Annotated in this window: 18 protein-coding genes; 7 read left to right on the top strand and 11 right to left on the bottom strand. The window is 66.9% G+C overall.

Annotation, left to right across the window (positions count from 1 at the left end; all coding sequences use genetic code 11):
- Positions 1-48: 48 nt before the first annotated feature.
- From ACI3KU_RS10100 to ACI3KU_RS10090, 3 genes are read right to left on the bottom strand one after another with little or no spacing between them, the layout of a single operon-like run.
- Positions 49-1,371 carry an ABC transporter substrate-binding protein gene (locus tag ACI3KU_RS10100; RefSeq protein WP_404922186.1) on the bottom strand — a complete coding sequence of 441 codons (1,323 nt, stop codon included), beginning with the start codon at positions 1,369-1,371 and terminating at the stop codon, positions 49-51.
- Between the two features lie 31 nt (positions 1,372-1,402).
- On the bottom strand, positions 1,403-2,320 hold the full coding sequence (locus ACI3KU_RS10095) for a carbohydrate ABC transporter permease (protein WP_404922185.1): 918 nt from the start codon (positions 2,318-2,320) through the stop codon (positions 1,403-1,405).
- A gap of 12 nt (positions 2,321-2,332) precedes the next feature.
- Positions 2,333-3,280, bottom strand: a complete 948-nt coding sequence (locus tag ACI3KU_RS10090) for a carbohydrate ABC transporter permease (protein ID WP_404922184.1) — start codon at positions 3,278-3,280, stop codon at positions 2,333-2,335.
- Positions 3,281-3,428: 148 nt separating this feature from the next.
- On the opposite strand from ACI3KU_RS10090, the gene ACI3KU_RS10085 reads away from it, so the two are divergent.
- Both ACI3KU_RS10085 and ACI3KU_RS10080 read left to right on the top strand, forming a co-directional pair.
- The gene (locus ACI3KU_RS10085) at positions 3,429-4,646 is read left to right on the top strand and encodes a Gfo/Idh/MocA family protein (RefSeq protein WP_404922183.1); all 1,218 of its coding nucleotides are present in this window, start codon (positions 3,429-3,431) and stop codon (positions 4,644-4,646) included.
- Between the two features lie 64 nt (positions 4,647-4,710).
- Complete coding sequence (locus tag ACI3KU_RS10080) at positions 4,711-5,739, top strand: LacI family DNA-binding transcriptional regulator (RefSeq protein WP_404922182.1); 1,029 nt, start codon at positions 4,711-4,713, stop codon at positions 5,737-5,739.
- Between the two features lie 29 nt (positions 5,740-5,768).
- Here the strand turns inward: ACI3KU_RS10080 and ACI3KU_RS10075 are convergent, their stop codons facing one another.
- The 4 genes from ACI3KU_RS10075 to ACI3KU_RS10060 all read right to left on the bottom strand — a co-directional run bounded on the left by ACI3KU_RS10075 (position 5,769) and on the right by ACI3KU_RS10060 (position 9,161).
- The gene (locus ACI3KU_RS10075; protein WP_404922181.1) at positions 5,769-6,545 is read right to left on the bottom strand and encodes an SDR family NAD(P)-dependent oxidoreductase; all 777 of its coding nucleotides are present in this window, start codon (positions 6,543-6,545) and stop codon (positions 5,769-5,771) included.
- A 139-nt stretch (positions 6,546-6,684) separates the two neighbouring features.
- On the bottom strand, positions 6,685-7,524 hold the full coding sequence (locus ACI3KU_RS10070) for an SDR family oxidoreductase (RefSeq protein ID WP_404922180.1): 840 nt from the start codon (positions 7,522-7,524) through the stop codon (positions 6,685-6,687).
- 67 nt (positions 7,525-7,591) lie between these two features.
- A complete protein-coding gene (locus tag ACI3KU_RS10065) occupies positions 7,592-8,374 on the bottom strand; it encodes an enoyl-CoA hydratase/isomerase family protein (RefSeq protein ID WP_404922179.1) in 783 nt (260 codons plus the stop codon).
- Between the two features lie 25 nt (positions 8,375-8,399).
- Positions 8,400-9,161: an SDR family NAD(P)-dependent oxidoreductase gene (locus ACI3KU_RS10060; RefSeq protein WP_404922178.1), complete on the bottom strand. Its 762-nt coding sequence runs from the start codon at positions 9,159-9,161 to the stop codon at positions 8,400-8,402.
- A gap of 223 nt (positions 9,162-9,384) precedes the next feature.
- Here ACI3KU_RS10060 and ACI3KU_RS10055 point away from each other — a divergent pair, with 223 nt between their 5' ends.
- Complete coding sequence (locus ACI3KU_RS10055; RefSeq protein ID WP_404922177.1) at positions 9,385-9,768, top strand: DUF488 domain-containing protein; 384 nt, start codon at positions 9,385-9,387, stop codon at positions 9,766-9,768.
- 687 nt (positions 9,769-10,455) lie between these two features.
- Here ACI3KU_RS10055 and ACI3KU_RS10050 read toward each other — a convergent pair.
- Positions 10,456-11,271 carry a ribokinase gene (locus ACI3KU_RS10050; protein WP_404922176.1) on the bottom strand — a complete coding sequence of 272 codons (816 nt, stop codon included), beginning with the start codon at positions 11,269-11,271 and terminating at the stop codon, positions 10,456-10,458.
- Positions 11,272-11,345: 74 nt separating this feature from the next.
- On the opposite strand from ACI3KU_RS10050, the gene ACI3KU_RS10045 reads away from it, so the two are divergent.
- On the top strand, positions 11,346-12,071 hold the full coding sequence (locus ACI3KU_RS10045; RefSeq protein WP_404922175.1) for a phosphotransferase: 726 nt from the start codon (positions 11,346-11,348) through the stop codon (positions 12,069-12,071).
- A 143-nt stretch (positions 12,072-12,214) separates the two neighbouring features.
- On the opposite strand, the gene ACI3KU_RS10040 is transcribed toward ACI3KU_RS10045, so the two are convergent.
- Positions 12,215-12,550 carry a carboxymuconolactone decarboxylase family protein gene (locus ACI3KU_RS10040; RefSeq protein WP_404922174.1) on the bottom strand — a complete coding sequence of 112 codons (336 nt, stop codon included), beginning with the start codon at positions 12,548-12,550 and terminating at the stop codon, positions 12,215-12,217.
- A 259-nt stretch (positions 12,551-12,809) separates the two neighbouring features.
- On the opposite strand from ACI3KU_RS10040, the gene ACI3KU_RS10035 reads away from it, so the two are divergent.
- On the top strand, positions 12,810-13,568 hold the full coding sequence (locus tag ACI3KU_RS10035; protein WP_404922173.1) for a helix-turn-helix transcriptional regulator: 759 nt from the start codon (positions 12,810-12,812) through the stop codon (positions 13,566-13,568).
- Positions 13,568-14,554: an aldo/keto reductase gene (locus ACI3KU_RS10030; RefSeq protein WP_404922172.1), complete on the top strand. Its 987-nt coding sequence runs from the start codon at positions 13,568-13,570 to the stop codon at positions 14,552-14,554. The genes ACI3KU_RS10035 and ACI3KU_RS10030 overlap by 1 nt, the downstream gene beginning before the upstream one ends.
- Before the next feature lie 95 nt (positions 14,555-14,649).
- Here ACI3KU_RS10030 and ACI3KU_RS10025 read toward each other — a convergent pair whose 3' ends face one another.
- The gene (locus ACI3KU_RS10025) at positions 14,650-15,444 is read right to left on the bottom strand and encodes a class I SAM-dependent methyltransferase (protein ID WP_404922171.1); all 795 of its coding nucleotides are present in this window, start codon (positions 15,442-15,444) and stop codon (positions 14,650-14,652) included.
- A 111-nt stretch (positions 15,445-15,555) separates the two neighbouring features.
- Here ACI3KU_RS10025 and ACI3KU_RS10020 point away from each other — a divergent pair, with 111 nt between their 5' ends.
- The gene (locus ACI3KU_RS10020; RefSeq protein WP_404922170.1) at positions 15,556-16,317 is read left to right on the top strand and encodes a helix-turn-helix transcriptional regulator; all 762 of its coding nucleotides are present in this window, start codon (positions 15,556-15,558) and stop codon (positions 16,315-16,317) included.
- A 39-nt stretch (positions 16,318-16,356) separates the two neighbouring features.
- Here the strand turns inward: ACI3KU_RS10020 and lepB are convergent, their stop codons facing one another.
- Complete coding sequence (gene lepB / locus ACI3KU_RS10015; protein WP_404922169.1) at positions 16,357-17,076, bottom strand: signal peptidase I; 720 nt, start codon at positions 17,074-17,076, stop codon at positions 16,357-16,359.
- Positions 17,077-17,087 lie beyond the last annotated feature (11 nt).

The following is a 17,087-nucleotide window of genomic DNA, read 5'->3' as shown; positions in this document are numbered from 1 at the left end:
AACAGGGGCACCACGGGCTCGGGCCCGCGGCACCCCCGACGTCTCACCTCACTCGAACAGAGCGTTCACCTGATCGTTCGCCGCGGTGAGCGACGACGCCGGGGCCTGGCCCGAGAGCACCGCGTCCATGGCGGGCTTCATGATGCCGTCGATCTTGGCCGCGTTGTCGGTGATCGGGAAGAGGAATGTGGTGCCGTCGGTGACGTGCTGGAGGAAGGGCTCGATGTCCACGCCCTTTGCCGCGAAGGCCTCCTTCGCCTTCTCCGCAGCCGACGAGATGGCTGGGAACACGACCGCGTGCTCGCCGACGACGTCCTGGCAGGCGGAGGATCCGAGGTACTCCACCCAGGAGATGGCTGCGTCCTTGTTCTTGGTGCCCGCCCAGATCGAGTCGGCGAGACCGTTGAACATCGAGGCGTTCGTGCCGGAGGGGCCCACCGGCGTCGGCGCGATGCCCACTTCGATGCCCTCGTAGCCGGTGTACTGACCGATCATCCACGAGCCGTGCGCGTTGATCGCCGACTTGCCGGCGCCGAACGTGTCGGCCATGTTCGCACCGACCGTCGTCTCCAGCTTCGGCATGTAGCCCTTCTCGATGAGCCCGGCCCACCAGGCGATCGCGTCCTGGAAGCGCTCGTCGTCGTAGTTGTAGTGCGTGCCCCACGGGTTCTTGTCGGTGTGAGTCCAGCCCGTCGTACCGGTGAGGTAGCTCCACTCCGCCTGGCCGTTGCCGCCACCGGAATTGGCGAGACCGAGACCATAGACCGCCACCTTGTTCTTGTCGAACCCGGCCTCATCCCCTCGTTTGCCGTTCTCGTCCACGGTGAGGTGAGCGATCACCTTCTCGTACGTGCCGCCGTCCTCGGGGTTCCAGGTGAGATCGGCCATGTCGGCGTCCGTCAACCCTGCGTCGGCGAGCATCGCCTTGTTGTAGAACAGCGCGATGGTGTCCCAGTCCTTGGGGACGCCGTATCGCGTGCCGTCCTGCCCCACCCACAGGTCGGCGAGACCGTCGGCGTAATCGCCCATCTTGACGTCATCGAGTGCGACGAGCTGCTTCGTCTTGAGGAAGTCGGGGTACTTTGCGAGGTGGTCCGTGAACACGTCCGGTGCGTTGCCGGCCGCCATCGAGTTGGTCAGCTTGCTCCAGTAGTCGTCCCAGCCGAGCTGGGTGATCTTCACCGTGAGGTCGGGGTTCGCGGCATGGAAATCGTCCGCGCACTGCTGGTAGGCGGGGAGCTGGTTCGCGTCCCACAGCCAGTAGTTGATGGTGCCGGCCGAGTCTCCACCGTCACCGCCGCCGGAACAGCCGGCAAGCGCGAGGCCGGTGACCGAGAGGGCGGCTGCGGCAGCAAGGAACTTCTTCTTCATCGAGGGGTCCTTTCGAAAGTGGTGCAGGGGATTACTTCATGCCGGAGAAGCCGATCGAATTGACGATCCGTTTTCCGAACGCGAGGAAGATGATGAGGACGGGCAGCGCCGAGATGAGGGTGGCGGCCATCAGGCCGGACCAGTCCGGGGCCCCCTGCGGCGATTGGGACTTGAACACTCCGAGTCCCACCGTGAGCACGCGGGTGCTCTCATCGGAGACCAGCAGCGGCCAGAAATACTCGTTCCATTGGCCGATGAAGGTCAGCAGCGCCAGCGTCGCCAGCGGAGCGGCCGCGTTGGGCAGGACGATCTGGAAGAAGATGCGCCAGTGCTGCGCTCCGTCGAGCATCGCGGCCTCCTCGACTTCCCGCGACATGTTCAGGAAGAACTGCCGCATGAAGAAGATCGCGAACGGAGTCATGAACAGGTACGGCAGCACCAGACCGAGCATCGTGCCGAGGAGTCCGAGGTTTCGCACCATGAGGAAGTTCGGCAGCGCGGTGAAGATCGGCGGCACCAGCACGGTGGCCAGGAACAGGCCGAACACCTTGTCACGGTGGCGCCACTGCAGGCGGGAGAAGGCGTATGCGGCCATCGAGCTGAAGAACACCGCGCAGATCGTGGTGATCCCCGCGAACAGGAACGAGTTGCCCAGGTACTGCCAGAAGTTGATGGAGGCGCCCGATCCGCCCTGGGCGATCGCCTCCGCGGGGCTCTGCAGGCCGAACACCCGCTCGTACGCTCCGAAATTGAAGCCGACGGGCAACAGATCCGCCGATCCGCTGGCCAGCTTCGAGTTCAGCGAGAGCGAAGTCCGCAGCACCCAGTAGAACGGCAGCAGGCTGACGGCCATCGCGATCCCGATGACGATCCAGGCGAGCACGGAGCGGGCATTGCGTGGCCGGCGGCGCGCGCGGCCGGGAACGACGATGTTCATGGTCTCGGTCATGGTGCTCTCCACTCAGTCCAGATCCGATTCGTTGCCGCGCAGGAACTTCATCTGCAGTGCGGCCACGATGGCGAGGATGATGAACAAGATCGCGGCGAGGGCGGACCCGTACCCGAAGTCCTGCTCGTTGAAGGCGCGCTGGAAGATGTAGTACTGCAGCACGCGGCTGGCGTTGACGGGTCCTCCGGCGGTGGTGACGGCGACCGTGTCGAAGACCTGGAACGATCCGGTGACCGTCACCACGAGGACGAGGGCGAGGACCGGACGCAGCAGTGGCAGCGTGATGCGAGAGAAGGTCCGCCACGGCCCCGCACCGTCGATGGCCGCCGCCTCGTAGACGGTGCCGGGAATGGCTTGAAGACCCGCGAAGATCAGCAGCGCGGTATAGCCGACGTGACGCCAGGTGTTGATCAGCGCCTGCGTCGGGATCGCCCACTCCTGATTTCCGAAGAAAGCGACCCGGGGCAGGCCGATCCAGTCGATCACCTGGTTCACGATGCCGATCTGGTAGTCGAGCATCCAGAACCACAGCAGGGCCGCGATCACGTTGGCCATCAGATACGGCATCAGCAGCGTGCCGCGCACGAACGTGGACTTGGCCACGCGCTGCATCAGCACGGCGAGCAAGAGCGCGATCGACGTCTGCAGCACGATGTTGATCACGACATACTCGATCGTCACCACCAGCGCGTTCCAGAACAGCGGATCCTGCGCGATGCGTTCGTAGTTTCGGGTGCCGATCCACTCGGGTTCGCCGAGGATGCTGTACTCCGTAAAGCTCAGATAGAGCCCGCGCGCGGTAGGCACCACATAGAACAGCAGCAGCCCGATGAGGGCCGGTGCGATGAAGACGAGAGCTATCCGCACATCACTGCGCGAGCGCCGTCTGCCCGATCCGCCGGCTCTGCTCCGAGCCGCTTGCTGAGCCGTAGCGGCTCGTAGCGTCTGTGTATTCGTCATCCGTACTCCGTTGTCAGTGAACGACCTCCCGGCAAGCTACACGCGTAACCGTGATGAGCGCAAGAGCCATTCCTGGTTGTTTTTCCGGGCATTGAGGATCGAAATTTGGAACTTGACTCGTGTAACCCCGAAATGCCAGACTCGCCGCATGACCACACCCCGCCCCTTCTCGCTCGGCATCGTCGGTGCCGGGCAGTTCTCCGGCCAGTTCTCCAAGCTCTGGCACGCCCACCCCCTCGTGACGGACATCTTCGTAACGGATCTGCTCCCCGATCGCGCCGAAGCGCTGGTGGAGCGACAGGGTCTCGCCGGCACGTTCGCAACGTTCGACGACCTGCTCGCCAGCAGTGTCGATGCCGTCGCGATCTTCACCCAGCGCTGGACTCACGGCCCGCTCGTTGTGCAGGCGCTGCGCGCAGGCAAGCACGTCTATTCGGCCGTCCCGATGGCGTTCACCGTGGAGGAGGTCTCGAACATCATCGACGCGGTTCGCGAAACCGGGCTGACGTACATGATGGGCGAGACCAGCTACTACAACCCGGCGGCCGTCTACGGCCGCAAGCAGCGCGAGTCCGGTGCCTTCGGTCGCATCTTCTACGCCGAGGGCGACTACGTTCACGACATGGACCTTGGCTTCTACGCCGCCTACGAGTACAGCGGCGGCGAAGCGTGGAAGAGCACCGCCAGCTACCCACCCATGCACTACCCGACCCACGCGATCGGCGGCGTGCTCGGCGCCACCGGCGGTCACGCTGTCAGCGTCAGCTGCATCGGCGTGCGCGATGACCGCGGTGACGGCGTCTTCGACAAGGACGTCAGCATGTTCGACAACGACTTCTCCAACGCCACCGCGCTGTTCGAGATGGCTGACGGCGGGTCGATGCGCATCAACGAGTTCCGCCGCGTCGGCTACCCGTCGCACCTCCGCGAGAGCCGCTTCCGCATCTTCGGCACCGAGGGCAGCTTCGAGCAGCTCGTCGAGACCTCGGTCTGGCAGGACAAGGAGGGGTGGACCGACATCACGGTCGACCTCGAGTCGCGTCCGAGCATGAGCCTGGATGACCCGTCGCTGGCCGACGTGGATCCCGCACTGCGCGACGCGTTCGTCTCCGGGCTCGCCCCGGTGCACGATGCGGGTCGACTTCCGATCGAGTTGCAGGGACTGCCCAACGGCCACGAGGGAAGCCACCACTTCCTGGTCGACGATTTCGCCCGCGCTGTCGCGTACGGCACGATCCCGACGGTGAACGCCTGGGAGGCAGCGCGCTACACGGTGCCCGGCATCGTCGCCCATCAGTCCGCGCTGCGCGGCGGAGAACGCCTGCCGGTTCCGGATTTCGGCGACGCTCCGGAATCGCTGGCCTGATGCTCGCCCGGCGGCGTGACGCTCACGCGTCTCGCCGCCGGGCAGCGGACCTAGACTGATCGACGTGTCGCCCCGAGACCAGCAGAACGCGCGTGCGCGAGCCACGCGAGACGACGTCGCGCGGCTGGCCGGAGTGAGCAGCGCGGTCGTCAGCTACGTGGTGAACGAGACCAAACACGTCTCCCCCGCCACCGAGGCCCGGGTGCGCGAGGCGATCGAGATGCTGGGCTATCAGCCGAACCCCGCCGCTCGCGCCCTGCGACTCGGGTCCACCGAGGCGATCGGACTGGTGCTCCCGAGTCTCGCCAACCCCCTATTCGCGGGCCTGGCGGAGGAGGTCGAGCGAGAGGCCACACGACACGGCCTGGACGTCCTCATCGCGACCACCGACATCACCGGCGATGACGGCCTGAGCCATATCCGCCACTTCGCGCGACGCCGCGTCGACGGAGTGCTCCTGTGCACGCCGATGTCGGACGCCGCACTCGCGCCGTTGCGCCAGGCGGGAGTGCCCATCGTCTTCCTCAATGCCTCGATGGTGCACGGCATCGACGCGATCGGCGTCGACCTGGAGGCCGGGGCCCGAGTGGCTGTGGGGCACCTCGCCGACCACGGACACCGCCGCATCGGCCTGGTGATCGGCACGTACCGCGACGGCACCCGCGATGCCCGCGAGGACGGCTGGCGCGCGGCGCTTGACGAGCGCGGACTCGAGGCCGGCCCCGTGCTGCGCGTGGATTTCGGCATGGCGGCGGGGTACCGAGCTGGACATGAGTTCGCCGACATGACCGACCGCCCGCCGGCGGTGTTCATCAGCGCGGATCAGCAGGCGATCGGGTTCCTCCGCGCGCTGGCGGAGCGCGGGGTTCGAGCCCCCGAGGACATCGCCGTGGCGTCGTTCGACGGCAGCCCCCTGGGCCGGTACACCTGGCCATCGCTCACGTCGGTGAGTCAGCCGATCCAGGAGATGGCGCGCGCCGCGGTGAAGGCGATCGTGCACCACGACGAACACACCGCCTACACCGGGTTCGCACCAACGCTGGTGACTCGGGAGTCCTGCGGGTGCGAGGTTGAGTCGGAACTGCCGTCCTAGCGCGCTGCCGTCACGCGTCAGGAACGGGATCAGTGGACGGAGAACCCGCCGTCGACAGCGATCGCCTGGCCGGTGACATAGGACGATCCGGGGCCGGCGAGGAAGACGGCAGCGGCGGCGAAGTCCTCGGGAAGCCCGTTGCGCCCCACCGTCGTGCGCGCCGCGAGCGCGGCGACGGTCTCGGGATTCGACGAGAGTCGCGTGTTGAGCGGCGTGGGAACGAAGCCCGGAATGAGCGCGTTCGAGGTGACGCCGTGCGATGACCATGCCTCGGACTGCACCCGTGCCAATCCCTCGATCGCCGCCTTCGAAACGCCGTACGCGCCGCTGTTCGCGAAGGGGCGCTGCGCCTGCTGCGAGCTCACGTGGATGAGGCGGCCGTAGCCACGCTCGATCATCCCGGGCGCGAAGCGCTGACCGAGCAGGAACGGCGCGTCGAGATTGACCGCCATCGTGGTGTCCCACACGTCCTCGTCGATCTCGATCATCGGGGGACGCAGGTTGATACCCGCCGCGGTCACCAGGATGTCGGGGGTGCCGAACCGCTCGAGCACCTCATCAGCGATCGCCGTCACGCCCGCGCGTGTGGTGACATCGCCCGGGACCGTGTCGGCGTCGAACCCCGCCGCGTGGATGCGGTCGGCCGCCTGCGCCAGCACCTCGGCGCGCCGGGCGACGAGGATCGTCCGGGCACCTGCTCCGGCGAGAGCGTGCGCGATGCCCTCACCGATCCCGGAGCTTCCGCCCGTGACCACGGCGGTGCGCCCGGTGAGGGAGAACAGTCCGGCCAGGTACGCATCACTCATGTGTCGAGGCTATGCCACGCCCAGGCGTCCGTTTCGCGACCACCGGTGCGTCGTGAACGCATGAGGATGAGCCGAGTCCATGACCAATCCGTCGATTCCGTCATGGATTCGGCGCATGATCATGCGCTCGCGACGTGTCTCAGCCCAGGAAGATGTCGGGGAACAGCCGATCGTCGGGAGTACCGGGAACGGCGGCGTAGCCGGAGAAGTCCGTCACACCCTCCTCCTCCAGCACGTCCTCCACGATGTACGTGTTGCCCGTGTTCTCGCGCGAATCGCGCGTGAGAACGGCGTATGCGGCGTCGGCGTAGATCGCAGGGGTGCGCGACGCGGCCATCACCTGGTCGCCGCCCAGCAGATTCTGCACGGCGGCGGTGGCGATCGTCGTGCGCGGCCACAGCGTGTTGGCGGCGATCCCGTCGGATGCGAACTCCGCCGCCAGACCGAGCGTCGCCATCGTCATGCCGAACTTCGCCAGCGTGTATCCGGTGTGCGCACCCAGCCACTTCGGCGTGATGTTCAGGGGCGGTGACAGCGACAGGATGTGCGGGTTGCCGGCTTCGCGCAGAATCGGCACGGCGGTGCGGCTGAGCATGAACGTGCCGCGCACGTTCACGTCCTGCATCAGGTCGTACTTCTTCGCGGCGAGATCGAGCGAACGTGACAGATCGATCACGCTCGCGTTGTTGACGACGATGTCGATGCCGCCGAACTCGCCCTGCGCCTTGAGCACGGCCTCGGTCACATCGTCGTCGTTGCGGACGTCGCCCACGATCGGCAGCACGCGTCCGCCCGCGGCGCGAATCTGCTCGGCGGCGGTGTGGATCGTTCCCTCGAGCTTGGGGTGCGGGGTGTCGGTCTTCGCGAGCAGCGCGATGTTAGCGCCGTCGGCGGCCGCCTTGAGCGCGATGGCGAGGCCGATGCCACGGCTGCCGCCGGACATCAGAATCGTCTTTCCGGCGAGATTGCGTTCGGTCATGAGGTTCCCTTCGATGCGGCGACGAGGCCGCGACCGGCTGCCCGCAGCGAAACGGCGGGCGGCATGCTTACTTCGTCTTGCCCGCGGATTTCGCCGCGAAGGCCTGGATGCGCACCTGCGCCTCATCGGTGCCGTAGGCCTCACCGATGGTGCGCGCCTCTTCGGCGAGCTGCTCCACAGCGGTGCGCGTGGGGCGGGAGCGGATGAGCCGCTTCGCTTGTCCGTACGCGCGAGCGGCACCCGAGATCCAGCCACGGGCGATCTCCTCGCCGCGCGTCCGCACGTCGGCATCGGGCACGACCTCTGCGACGAGCCCCCAGTCGAGCGCCTGCGCAGACGTGAGCAGGCGATCCGTAAGCACCAGCTGCAGCGCGCGACGCTCTCCGATCGCCCGCGACAGCGCCTCCGTCACCGACAGGTCGGGAGTCAGGCCCATGTTCGCGTAGATGCTGCCGATCCTCGATCCCTCACCCACGACCACGTAGTCGCCCGTCAGCAGGATGCCGAGTCCGCCGCCGGCCGTCGTGCCCTGAGCGGCCACCGCGACCGGGATCGACGATTCGGTGAGACTGCGGATGCCGGCGTTGATGACATGCGCGAGGGCTTCGATTCCGCCCGCACCGAACCCGCCGCCGGTGGCCATCGCGGCGACATCGCCACCCGCACAGAACGCGGGCCCGTTGGCATCGACGAGCACCGCGCGGACATCGTCGCGCGCCACGACCTCGGCCGTCACCGCCTCCCAGCGGCGCGCCAGCGTTTCATCGAACGCGTTCAGGCGCGTGGGCCGGTTGAGGGTGATCCGCGCGAGGCCATCCTCGACGCTGACCAGCAGGACGTCGTCCGTCATGTTGTCGCTCATTTCTGTTCGCCGATCACTTCGGTGCCATGCGGATCGCGCCGTCGAGGCGGATCGTCTCGCCATTGAGGTACCCGTTGTCGACGATCGACATCACCAGTCGCGCATACTCGTCGGGGCGCCCGAGGCGCTGCGGATAGGGCACCTGCTCACCCAGCGACGCCTGCGCCGCCTCCGGCAGACCGGCGAGCATCGGGGTCTCCATGATTCCGGGCGCGATCGTGCACACGCGAATACCGTAGCGGGCAAGCTCGCGCGCGATCGGCAGCGTCATGGCGTGCACGCCACCCTTGGACGCCGAGTAGGCCGGCTGACCGATCTGACCGTCGAACGCGGCTACGGATGCGGTGTTCACGATGACGCCGCGATCGCCGCCCTCGGTGGGCTCGGTCTTCACGATGACCGCCGACGCCTGAGCGATCACGTTGTACGTGCCGATCAGGTTGATCTGGATGATCTTCGCGAACGCATCCAGCGGCGACGGATTGCCCTCGCGGTCCAGCACCTTCGCCGGCGGCGCGATCCCGGCGCAGTTCACGACCACGCGCAGCGGTGCTGCCGCATTCGCCTGGGCGACGGCGTCCGCCACCTGTGCAGCGTCCGTCACATCTGCGGCGACGAAAGTCCCGCCGATCTCTGCGGCCGCCTCCGTGCCGCGCGACGACGGCAGATCGATGATCGTGACGTGAGCGCCCGCCTCAGCGAGTCGCTTCGCGGTGGCATTGCCCAGCCCGCTTGCGCCGCCCGTGACGAGGGCCCCGGCCCCACTGATATCCATGTGTTCTCCTTCGAACTTCGACACCGCACCCGGTTCCTGAGGCGCCAACTCGGTTCCTGAGCGAGCGGAGCGAGACGAAAGGCCTCCCCCGCTCACCGCACCGGACGGCACTGGGTTGACATCGTGTGTCAGCCTACGCGGGACTGAGTGCCACGTCACCCCCACGTTCCGCTCTCATTCTCCCGAGCCGCGTTCCCCGACGTCCAGGGGTAGCGTGAGGATCATGGAGATCCGGCTCAAGCGCGTGTACGACAGGCCCAGTGCCGACGACGGGTATCGCGTGCTGGTGGACCGACTCTGGCCGCGCGGGCTCACGAAAGAGCGTGCTGCCGTGGATCTGTGGGCCAAGGACGTCGCGCCGTCGCCGGAGCTGCGCAAGGCCTGGCATGCTGCCGACGACGAACACTGGGGCGACTTCGTCGACCCCTATCGCGCCGAGCTGGCCGGGCCGACGGCCGCCGCCCTCACCGCGCTCGTGCAAGAGCTTCGGCCACACCCGACAGTGACGATCGTCTACGGCGCTCGCGACTCCATGCACAATCACGCGGGCGTTCTCGCGATGGAGCTCGGCGAGCGCCTCGGCGCCCCCGTCGACACCGACGTGTAGCCAACACCGCGCGTAGCGCCAACGCGAGACTTCCGTCTGTGGGCGAGAATCGCCGCGTTGCGTGGATTGTCGCCCACAGGCGGAAGTCTCACGGGACCTGGGTGCACGCACGAAGAAGGCGGGGTGGTGGCCCCTCGCCAACCACCCCGCCTCAACTTCTCCTCAATCCCGCGCCCTCCGGAAGCACCCCCCAGCGCTCCACACACGAGACGAGGATCGGTGGGACCTCATCGGGTCCAGCCCCACCGAATGGCGACGGATCGCCATTCCCCTCTCGCACCGACTGCTGCAACTCCCCCCGGAACCGCATACGGTGTCTCACCCATAGAGACGACAACCCACGCCATCTATGACGCAAAACACGGAACATTTTTTGAGGAAGTTTTCGGAGCGTCGGGAAATTTGCCTCTGATCAGGGATTCAAACGTCAGCGCGAGGACGCATGTTGATCGGCTCTCTCGCCGCGAACACGAACTTCTGCGTGAGGGCATGGCGATGAGACCCCGTGCGCTCAGGCCCGTCATCTCGCCGACGCTCGCTCAGGAGCCGGGTTGGTCCACCGACGGCGGTACCTGGGCGAGCCGGAGGCGAGACGAAGAGCGCGCAGGAGCCGCGGGGGCACGCAACCGATAACTCAGGGAGGCGTGAGGGAAGAAAGGGCCGTTCCGGAAGAGGACGACGGCGGGGTCAGATACCGGGGGCCCAGCGCTGCGCGCCCGGCTCGAGGCACGCCTCACTCGCGGCCGCGACGGCGGCGCTCAGCGCGGCAGCGCGGGCGAGTCCCTGCGCCAGTGAGGCCGCCAGCGTGCCGGTGAACGCGTCTCCGGCACCCGTGGTGTCGACGGCCTCGATCTTCGGAGCGGGCACCCGGACATCGCCCCAGCTCGCACCGTCGGCACCGAGGGTGCGGACGACGCGGTCGTCGTCGAGTCCGAGTTGCGCGGCCTCGGCTTCGTTGACCACGACGATGTCGGCCAGCGCGATCAGGTCGGCGATGTCCTCGCGCCACGGCGACGGGTTCAGCATGCCGATCGCACCGCGACGGCGCGCGAGTTCGAGTGCGGCACGCACGACGTCCACGGGGACCTCGAGCTGCAGCGAGACGATGTCTCCGGCCTGCACGACGTCCTCGAGAGCCGCGACAGCCGACACGTCCAGTGCGGCATTCGCGCCGGGAACCACGATGATCGTGTTCTCGCCACGGTCATCCACCACGATGCTCGCCTGTCCGGTGGGCCCGGGAACGACACCGAGCTGGGAGTCATCGACACCGCGCGCGACGAGGTGACGGCGATAGCGATCCGCCAGCGGGTCATCGCCCACCCGCGTGACGAACACGGTACTGCCGCCGGCCGAAGCGCACGCGGCTGCCTGGTTCGCGCCCTTGCCGCCCGGGCGCACCGAGACGCCGGTGGCGGTGAGGGTCTCCCCCACCTCCGGGTGGCGGTGGACGGTCAGCACGGTGTCGACGTTGGTCGAGCCGATGACGAAAACGCTGCTCACGGGTGCTCCCTCATCTCTGCGGCCCACGATGGCCGAATCCGACGCTACCGGATCGGATCGGAGAGGATGAACGCATGAGCATTCCCGCGATCAATCTGCCGGTTCCTGATCGTGTGCTTCGCCTGGCGGCAGGTGCCGCGCTCACTCCGGTATGGCTGAACAGTCTGGGCATGGCCACCTTCTCGACGGACGACGGGCGATACATCAAGTACGGTGCGATCGACCCCGAGTCGTCGCGCGCTGAGGAAGCGGAGCGACTGGCGTGGGCCGGTCGCTACACGCGTGTCCCCGAGGTGATCGAGCACGGCGAACAAGACGGCCAGGAGTGGTTGGTCACGCGTGCGATCCCGGGCCGCAGCGCCGTTGATCCGTTCTGGATCGCACGACCCGAGATCGCCGTACGCGCGGTCGGCCGCGGCCTGCGCCTGCTGCACGACGCGCTTCCGGTGGCGCAGTGCCCGTTCGACTGGTCGGCGCCCCTGCGGATCGCCGGTGCCGCAGACCGCGGAATCGAGGTTCCCGAAGCGCTGCGGACTGCGCCCCCGATCGACCTCCTGGTCGTCTGCCACGGCGACGCCTGCGTGCCCAACACGCTGCTCGATGACGACGGATCACCTCTCGCACACGTCGATCTCGGCGCCCTGGGGACAGCGGATCGATGGGCCGATATCGCGGTCGCCTCCATGTCGACGGAGTGGAACTACGGCCCGGGTTTCGAAGATATTCTCATCGAGGCATATGGCCTCAGCCCCGATCGCGAACGCCTCGCCTACTACCGCGATCTCTGGAACGCCACGTAGCCGCGAGAAACCCAGGCAAGTCCGAGAAACCCTGCATTGCGGGGTTTCTCGGACTTGCTTGGGTGTTTCGCGGTGGACCTGCAGGCGACGCGGCCGATGATCTGCGGATCGAGGGCGATCGCCGCAGTGTCTGGGGGCGGATGTTACGCGTCGGCGATGTCCTTCAGCACGCTCATCGCTCCCATGCCGTTGGGCCATCCGGCGTAGAACGCGAGCTGAAGAATCGCTTCCTTGAGCTCGTCGACGGCGACGCCGTTCTGTTGGGCATAGGCCAGGTGGAATCTCAGTTGGTCCGTCTTGCCCATCGCGGTGAGCGCGGCAATGGTGATCAGTGACCGGTCTCGTTTGGTGAGTCCTTCGCGTTCCCAGACTTCGTCGAACAGAACTCTGTCGGTATAGTGCACCAGTCCGGGGGCGAAGTCACCGAAGGCGTTCTGTCCGCCGGTCCATCCGGGGGTCGTGGTCGTGGTCGTTGTCATGGGTTCTTCATCCTTCCTCTCCTATCCATCACATCCGCTTCCGCGGCGATGAGGGATGGCCGGGTGAAGGAGGTACTAACAGAGGATCCCTCGTGACCGCGTCGGGACGTAGCGTGGACGTATGGACGGCAGGTCGGAAGCCCGGGAGTTCCTGATGTCTCGCCGCGCGAGGCTCACTCCCGAACAAGCTGGCCTCGCTGTCTCCGGGCAGCGACGGGTCGAAGGTCTGCGTCGAGGTGAAGTTGCGATGCTCGCGGACGTGAGTCCGGAGTATTACGCGAAGATCGAGCGCGGGCATCTTGCCGGTGTCTCGGATGCGGTGCTGGAAGCTGTCACGCGAGCCCTGCAGCTCGACGATGCGGAGCGCGAGCACCTGTTCGACCTCGCGCGCACCGCCAACGGAGCCGCGCAGCCCGTGCGCCGACGATCCCCCAAGATCTGGCAACCCCGAGAGAGCCTCATTCGCGCCCTGGAGTTGATTGAACGAGGACCGGCCTTTGTGCGCAACGGGAGGATGGACATCCTCGCCATCAACGCGCTGGGTCGTGCCTTCTACGATGAGGTGCTCGATGGTCCCGGCAACGGAAATCTCTCCCGATACTGTTTCCTCGACGAGCGCGCCACCGTGTTCTACTCCGATTGGGATGCCGCGGCTGATGTGACCGTCTCGATTCTGCGAACTGAAGCCGGACGCAACCCCCGGGATAAGCAGCTGCATGACCTCATCGGTGAGCTGTGCACGCGCTCGGACACGTTCCGTGTGCGATGGGGCGCACACAATGTGCGCCGCCACGGCTCTGGCACGAAGAACTTCCGCCATCATGTCGTGGGCGACCTCACCCTTTCCTACGAGGGGATGGAGCTCACAGCAGAACCCGGGCTCTCGTTCCTCATCTACACCGCCGCCGATTCGCCCAGCCAGGAGCGTCTTGATCTGCTCGCCAGCTCAGCGGCCAGCGCGGACTTCCCGGTCCAGAGCACGGATCCAGAACACGCACTCACCACGCAGGAGGAATGATGCACATCAGACATCTCGGACAAGGACTTGACGTCTCCGCGATCGGGCTCGGTGCCATGGGCATGTCCCAGAGCTACGGGCCCAACCCCGGCGATCGCAACGACATGATCGCCGTGCTGCGATCCGCGCCGGATCACGGCGTGACGTTCTTCGACACAGCCGAGGTCTACGGCCCGTACGACAATGAGGAGCTCCTCGGCGAGGCGCTCGAACCGATCCGCGACGACGTGGTGATCGCGACGAAGTTCGGCTGGGACATCCGGAACGGGCAGATGGCGGGTCTCGATAGCCGTCCGGAGCAGATCCGCTGCGTCGCGGAGGCTTCACTGCGTCGGCTCCGCACCGACGTGATCGACCTGCTCTACCAGCACCGGGTCGACCCCGCCGTGCCGATCGAGGATGTCGCCGGCACTGTGGGAGAACTGATCGCGGAGGGCAAGGTTCGCCACTTCGGGCTCTCCGAAGCGTCTGCTCTCACCATCCGCGCCGCGCACGCCGTCCAACCCGTCACCGCGGTTCAGAGCGAATACTCATTGTGGACTCGTGACCCGGAGGCCGAGGTACTGCCGACATTGGCCGATCTGGGGATCGGCTTCGTGCCGTTCAGTCCGCTCGGCAAGGGATTCCTTACGGGCACCGTAGACACCTCAACGACATTCGGCGATGGCGATATCCGTCAGCGGGTGCCGCGCTTCGAACCCGAGAACCTCGCCGCAAACCAGGCCCTCGTCGATCAGGTGAAGATGCTCGCCCGGCAGAAGGACGCGACGGCCGGGCAGATCGCGCTGGGGTGGCTGCTCGCCCAGCAGCCGTGGATCGTGCCGATTCCCGGCACTCGCCGTGTTTCGCGCATTCAGGAGAACGCCGCCGCGACTCAAGTGGCCCTCTCCGCGGACGAGGTCTCGGAGCTCGATGCGCTGGCGAGCAGGGTCGGTGTCGCCGGCGATCGCTACAACGCGCAGCACATGGGCTACGTGGATCGCTGATCGCGACGCCACGTGCCGGCGAGAAACCCAAGCAAGTCCGAGAAACCCTGCATTGCGGAGTTTCTCGGACTTGTTTGGGTGTTTCGTAGTGGTGATCAGGCGACGCGGCAGATGATCTCGCCGTGCAGGATCGAGAACCAGCCGTCCGGGTGTGCAGCCCAGCGCAGCCACGCGTCGCGGATCTCGCGCAGGTCACCCGGCGTTGCAGCCCCCGACTCGACGAGCTGACGCGCGATCCCGGAGTCGACGATGCGGTCGGCCCACATGCCGCCCCACCAGGCTCGATCGTCGTCGTTGGCGAAGCACCAGGTGCTGGAGCCCGCCTCGACGTTCTCCAGCCCGGCCGCATGAGCCCAGCTCAGCAGTCGCCGCCCGGCGTCGGGCTCGCCGCCGTTGGCTCGCGCGGCATCCAGATACAGGCGCAGCCACTCGTCCAGCTGGGGAGCAGCCGGCCACCACGTGAAGGCGCTGTAGTCACTGTCGCGAACGGCGATGATTCCGCCCGGACGGGTGACGCGCGCCATCTCGCGCAGAGCCTGGACCGGATCGGCCACGTGCTGCAGGACCTGGTGCGCATGGGTGATGTCAAACGTGTCGTCGTCGAACGGCAGCCGATGCACATCGGCGACTCTGAAATCGACGGTGGTGATCCCGCGTTCGATGATCGTCGCGCGCGTGAGATCGAGCTCTGTCTCACCGATCTCGGTCGCCGTCACGCGAGCCACCCGCTGCGCGAGATCCGCCGTGATGGTGCCAGGACCGGCACCCACGTCGAGCAGATGCGCCCCCGGATCGAGGTGCGGGAGCAGGTAGGCCGCGGAGTTCTCCGCCGTGCGCCAGCGGTGTGAGCGCAGCACCGATTCGGCGTGACCGTGAGTGTAGGCAGCCATGGGGTTCCTTCCGTCGTGCGTTCCTCCAGCCTGCCCGCAGGTCGAGACACCGGGAAGACCGTATTCTTCCTAGGAGTCCCGCACCCCCGCGGCGGGAGACGAGGAGGAACCGTGTCGCACGAGCTGGGTGACTTCCTCCGGGCTCGGCGTACCGATCCGGCGCTCAGTCCGATCGGAGCAAGCTCGCGACGACGCATCACCGGGCTCCGACGCGAGGAGGTGGCCAGCGCCGCGGGGATCAGCGTCGACTACTACACGCGGCTGGAGCAGGGGCGCGAGCATCATCCGAGCGAGGCCGTGCTGGACGCTCTTGCCGGCGTGCTGCGTCTCACCCCCGATGCGCGGACTCATGCCGCGCGGCTGCGGGAGCCTCGGCCGATGAGCCCCGGATCGGCGAGCGCCGATATCCTTCCGCAGCGCCTCGCTGCTCTCGTCACAGCCGTACGCCCGAACCCCGCATACGTGCTGGATCGGCTGAGCAACATGGTGGCCGCGAATCCGGAAGGTCTCGCGATGTTCGCCGGGTTCGCGGAGGTGCCTGCAGCCGAGCGGAACACGTGTCGGTATCTCCTGCTCGATCCTCGCGCCCGGGACGTGTTCGCCGAGTGGGAAGACCTGGCCCGCGGTGCTGTGGCTCAGCTGCGCGCCGCGAACGCGGACGACCTGCGCGCGCCCGCCCTGGCAAGCTTCGTCGCGGAGCTCAGTGAAGCCAGCGACCAGTTCGCGCAGTGGTGGGGCGAGCACCTCGTCGAGCGTCGACGAGCGTCGACCACGTACGTGCGCACCGGCGCGCAGCTGCAGCCGCGACGGTACGAGGTCCTGCATCTCCCGGAGGACGGTCTCCGGATGACACTCTGGTTCCCGGCGGAGTAGCGCGCGGGCCGCATCGCAAGCCCGGTGCCCTGAGACCGGCTACTTCGTCGCCACCGCCGTGGTGGCGGGGACGTCGCCGAAGGCCTGCGTTGCGGCCAGCGTGCGCCAGTCGCGGATCGGCCACGTCACCGCAAGGGCGGTGCCGACCACGTCGGAGATCGGCACGAATCCCCGCCCCGGCTGGGTCTGGTGGCGACGGGAGTCCGACGAGTTCTGCCGGTTGTCCCCCATCACCCACACCGATCCGTCGGGCACCACCACGTCAAACGGCAGACCGAACGACGACCCCAGCTGCGGATCGTGCAGGTACGGCTCGATGACCGCAACACCGTTCACCGACACCCGCAACTGGGCATCGCAGCACACCACGTGGTCCCCGGGCAGTCCCACCACACGTTTGATCACGTACTGCTCCTCAGGCGGATCGATGATCTTCAGCGTCTCCAACATCACCTCGACAGGATTCTTCGACGTGGCGGGCACATCGGGAACCCAATCCTGACTGTCATGAAAGACGATCACGTCGCCGCGCGAGAAGCTCCCTTCCCCCGCCTGCAGCTGATTGACCATCACCCGGTCGCCCACCTGCAGTGTCGCCGACATGGACGCAGACGGGATCGAGAACACCCGGATGAAGAACACCTTCGATCCCCAGGCCAGCAGCAATAGCACGACGGCGATGACGATCACATCCCGCACGAATCGCCAGCACCGGCGTGAACTCGACGCCGCCAGCAGGTCTTCATTGACCGCACTCACGCGTTTTCCCT

It is taken from the genome of Microbacterium sp. ZW T5_56 (assembly GCF_044987425.1).
Classification (GTDB): domain Bacteria; phylum Actinomycetota; class Actinomycetes; order Actinomycetales; family Microbacteriaceae; genus Microbacterium.
Note: the sequence above shows the minus strand (reverse complement) of the source record. Positions and strands in the feature narration are given on the sequence as shown.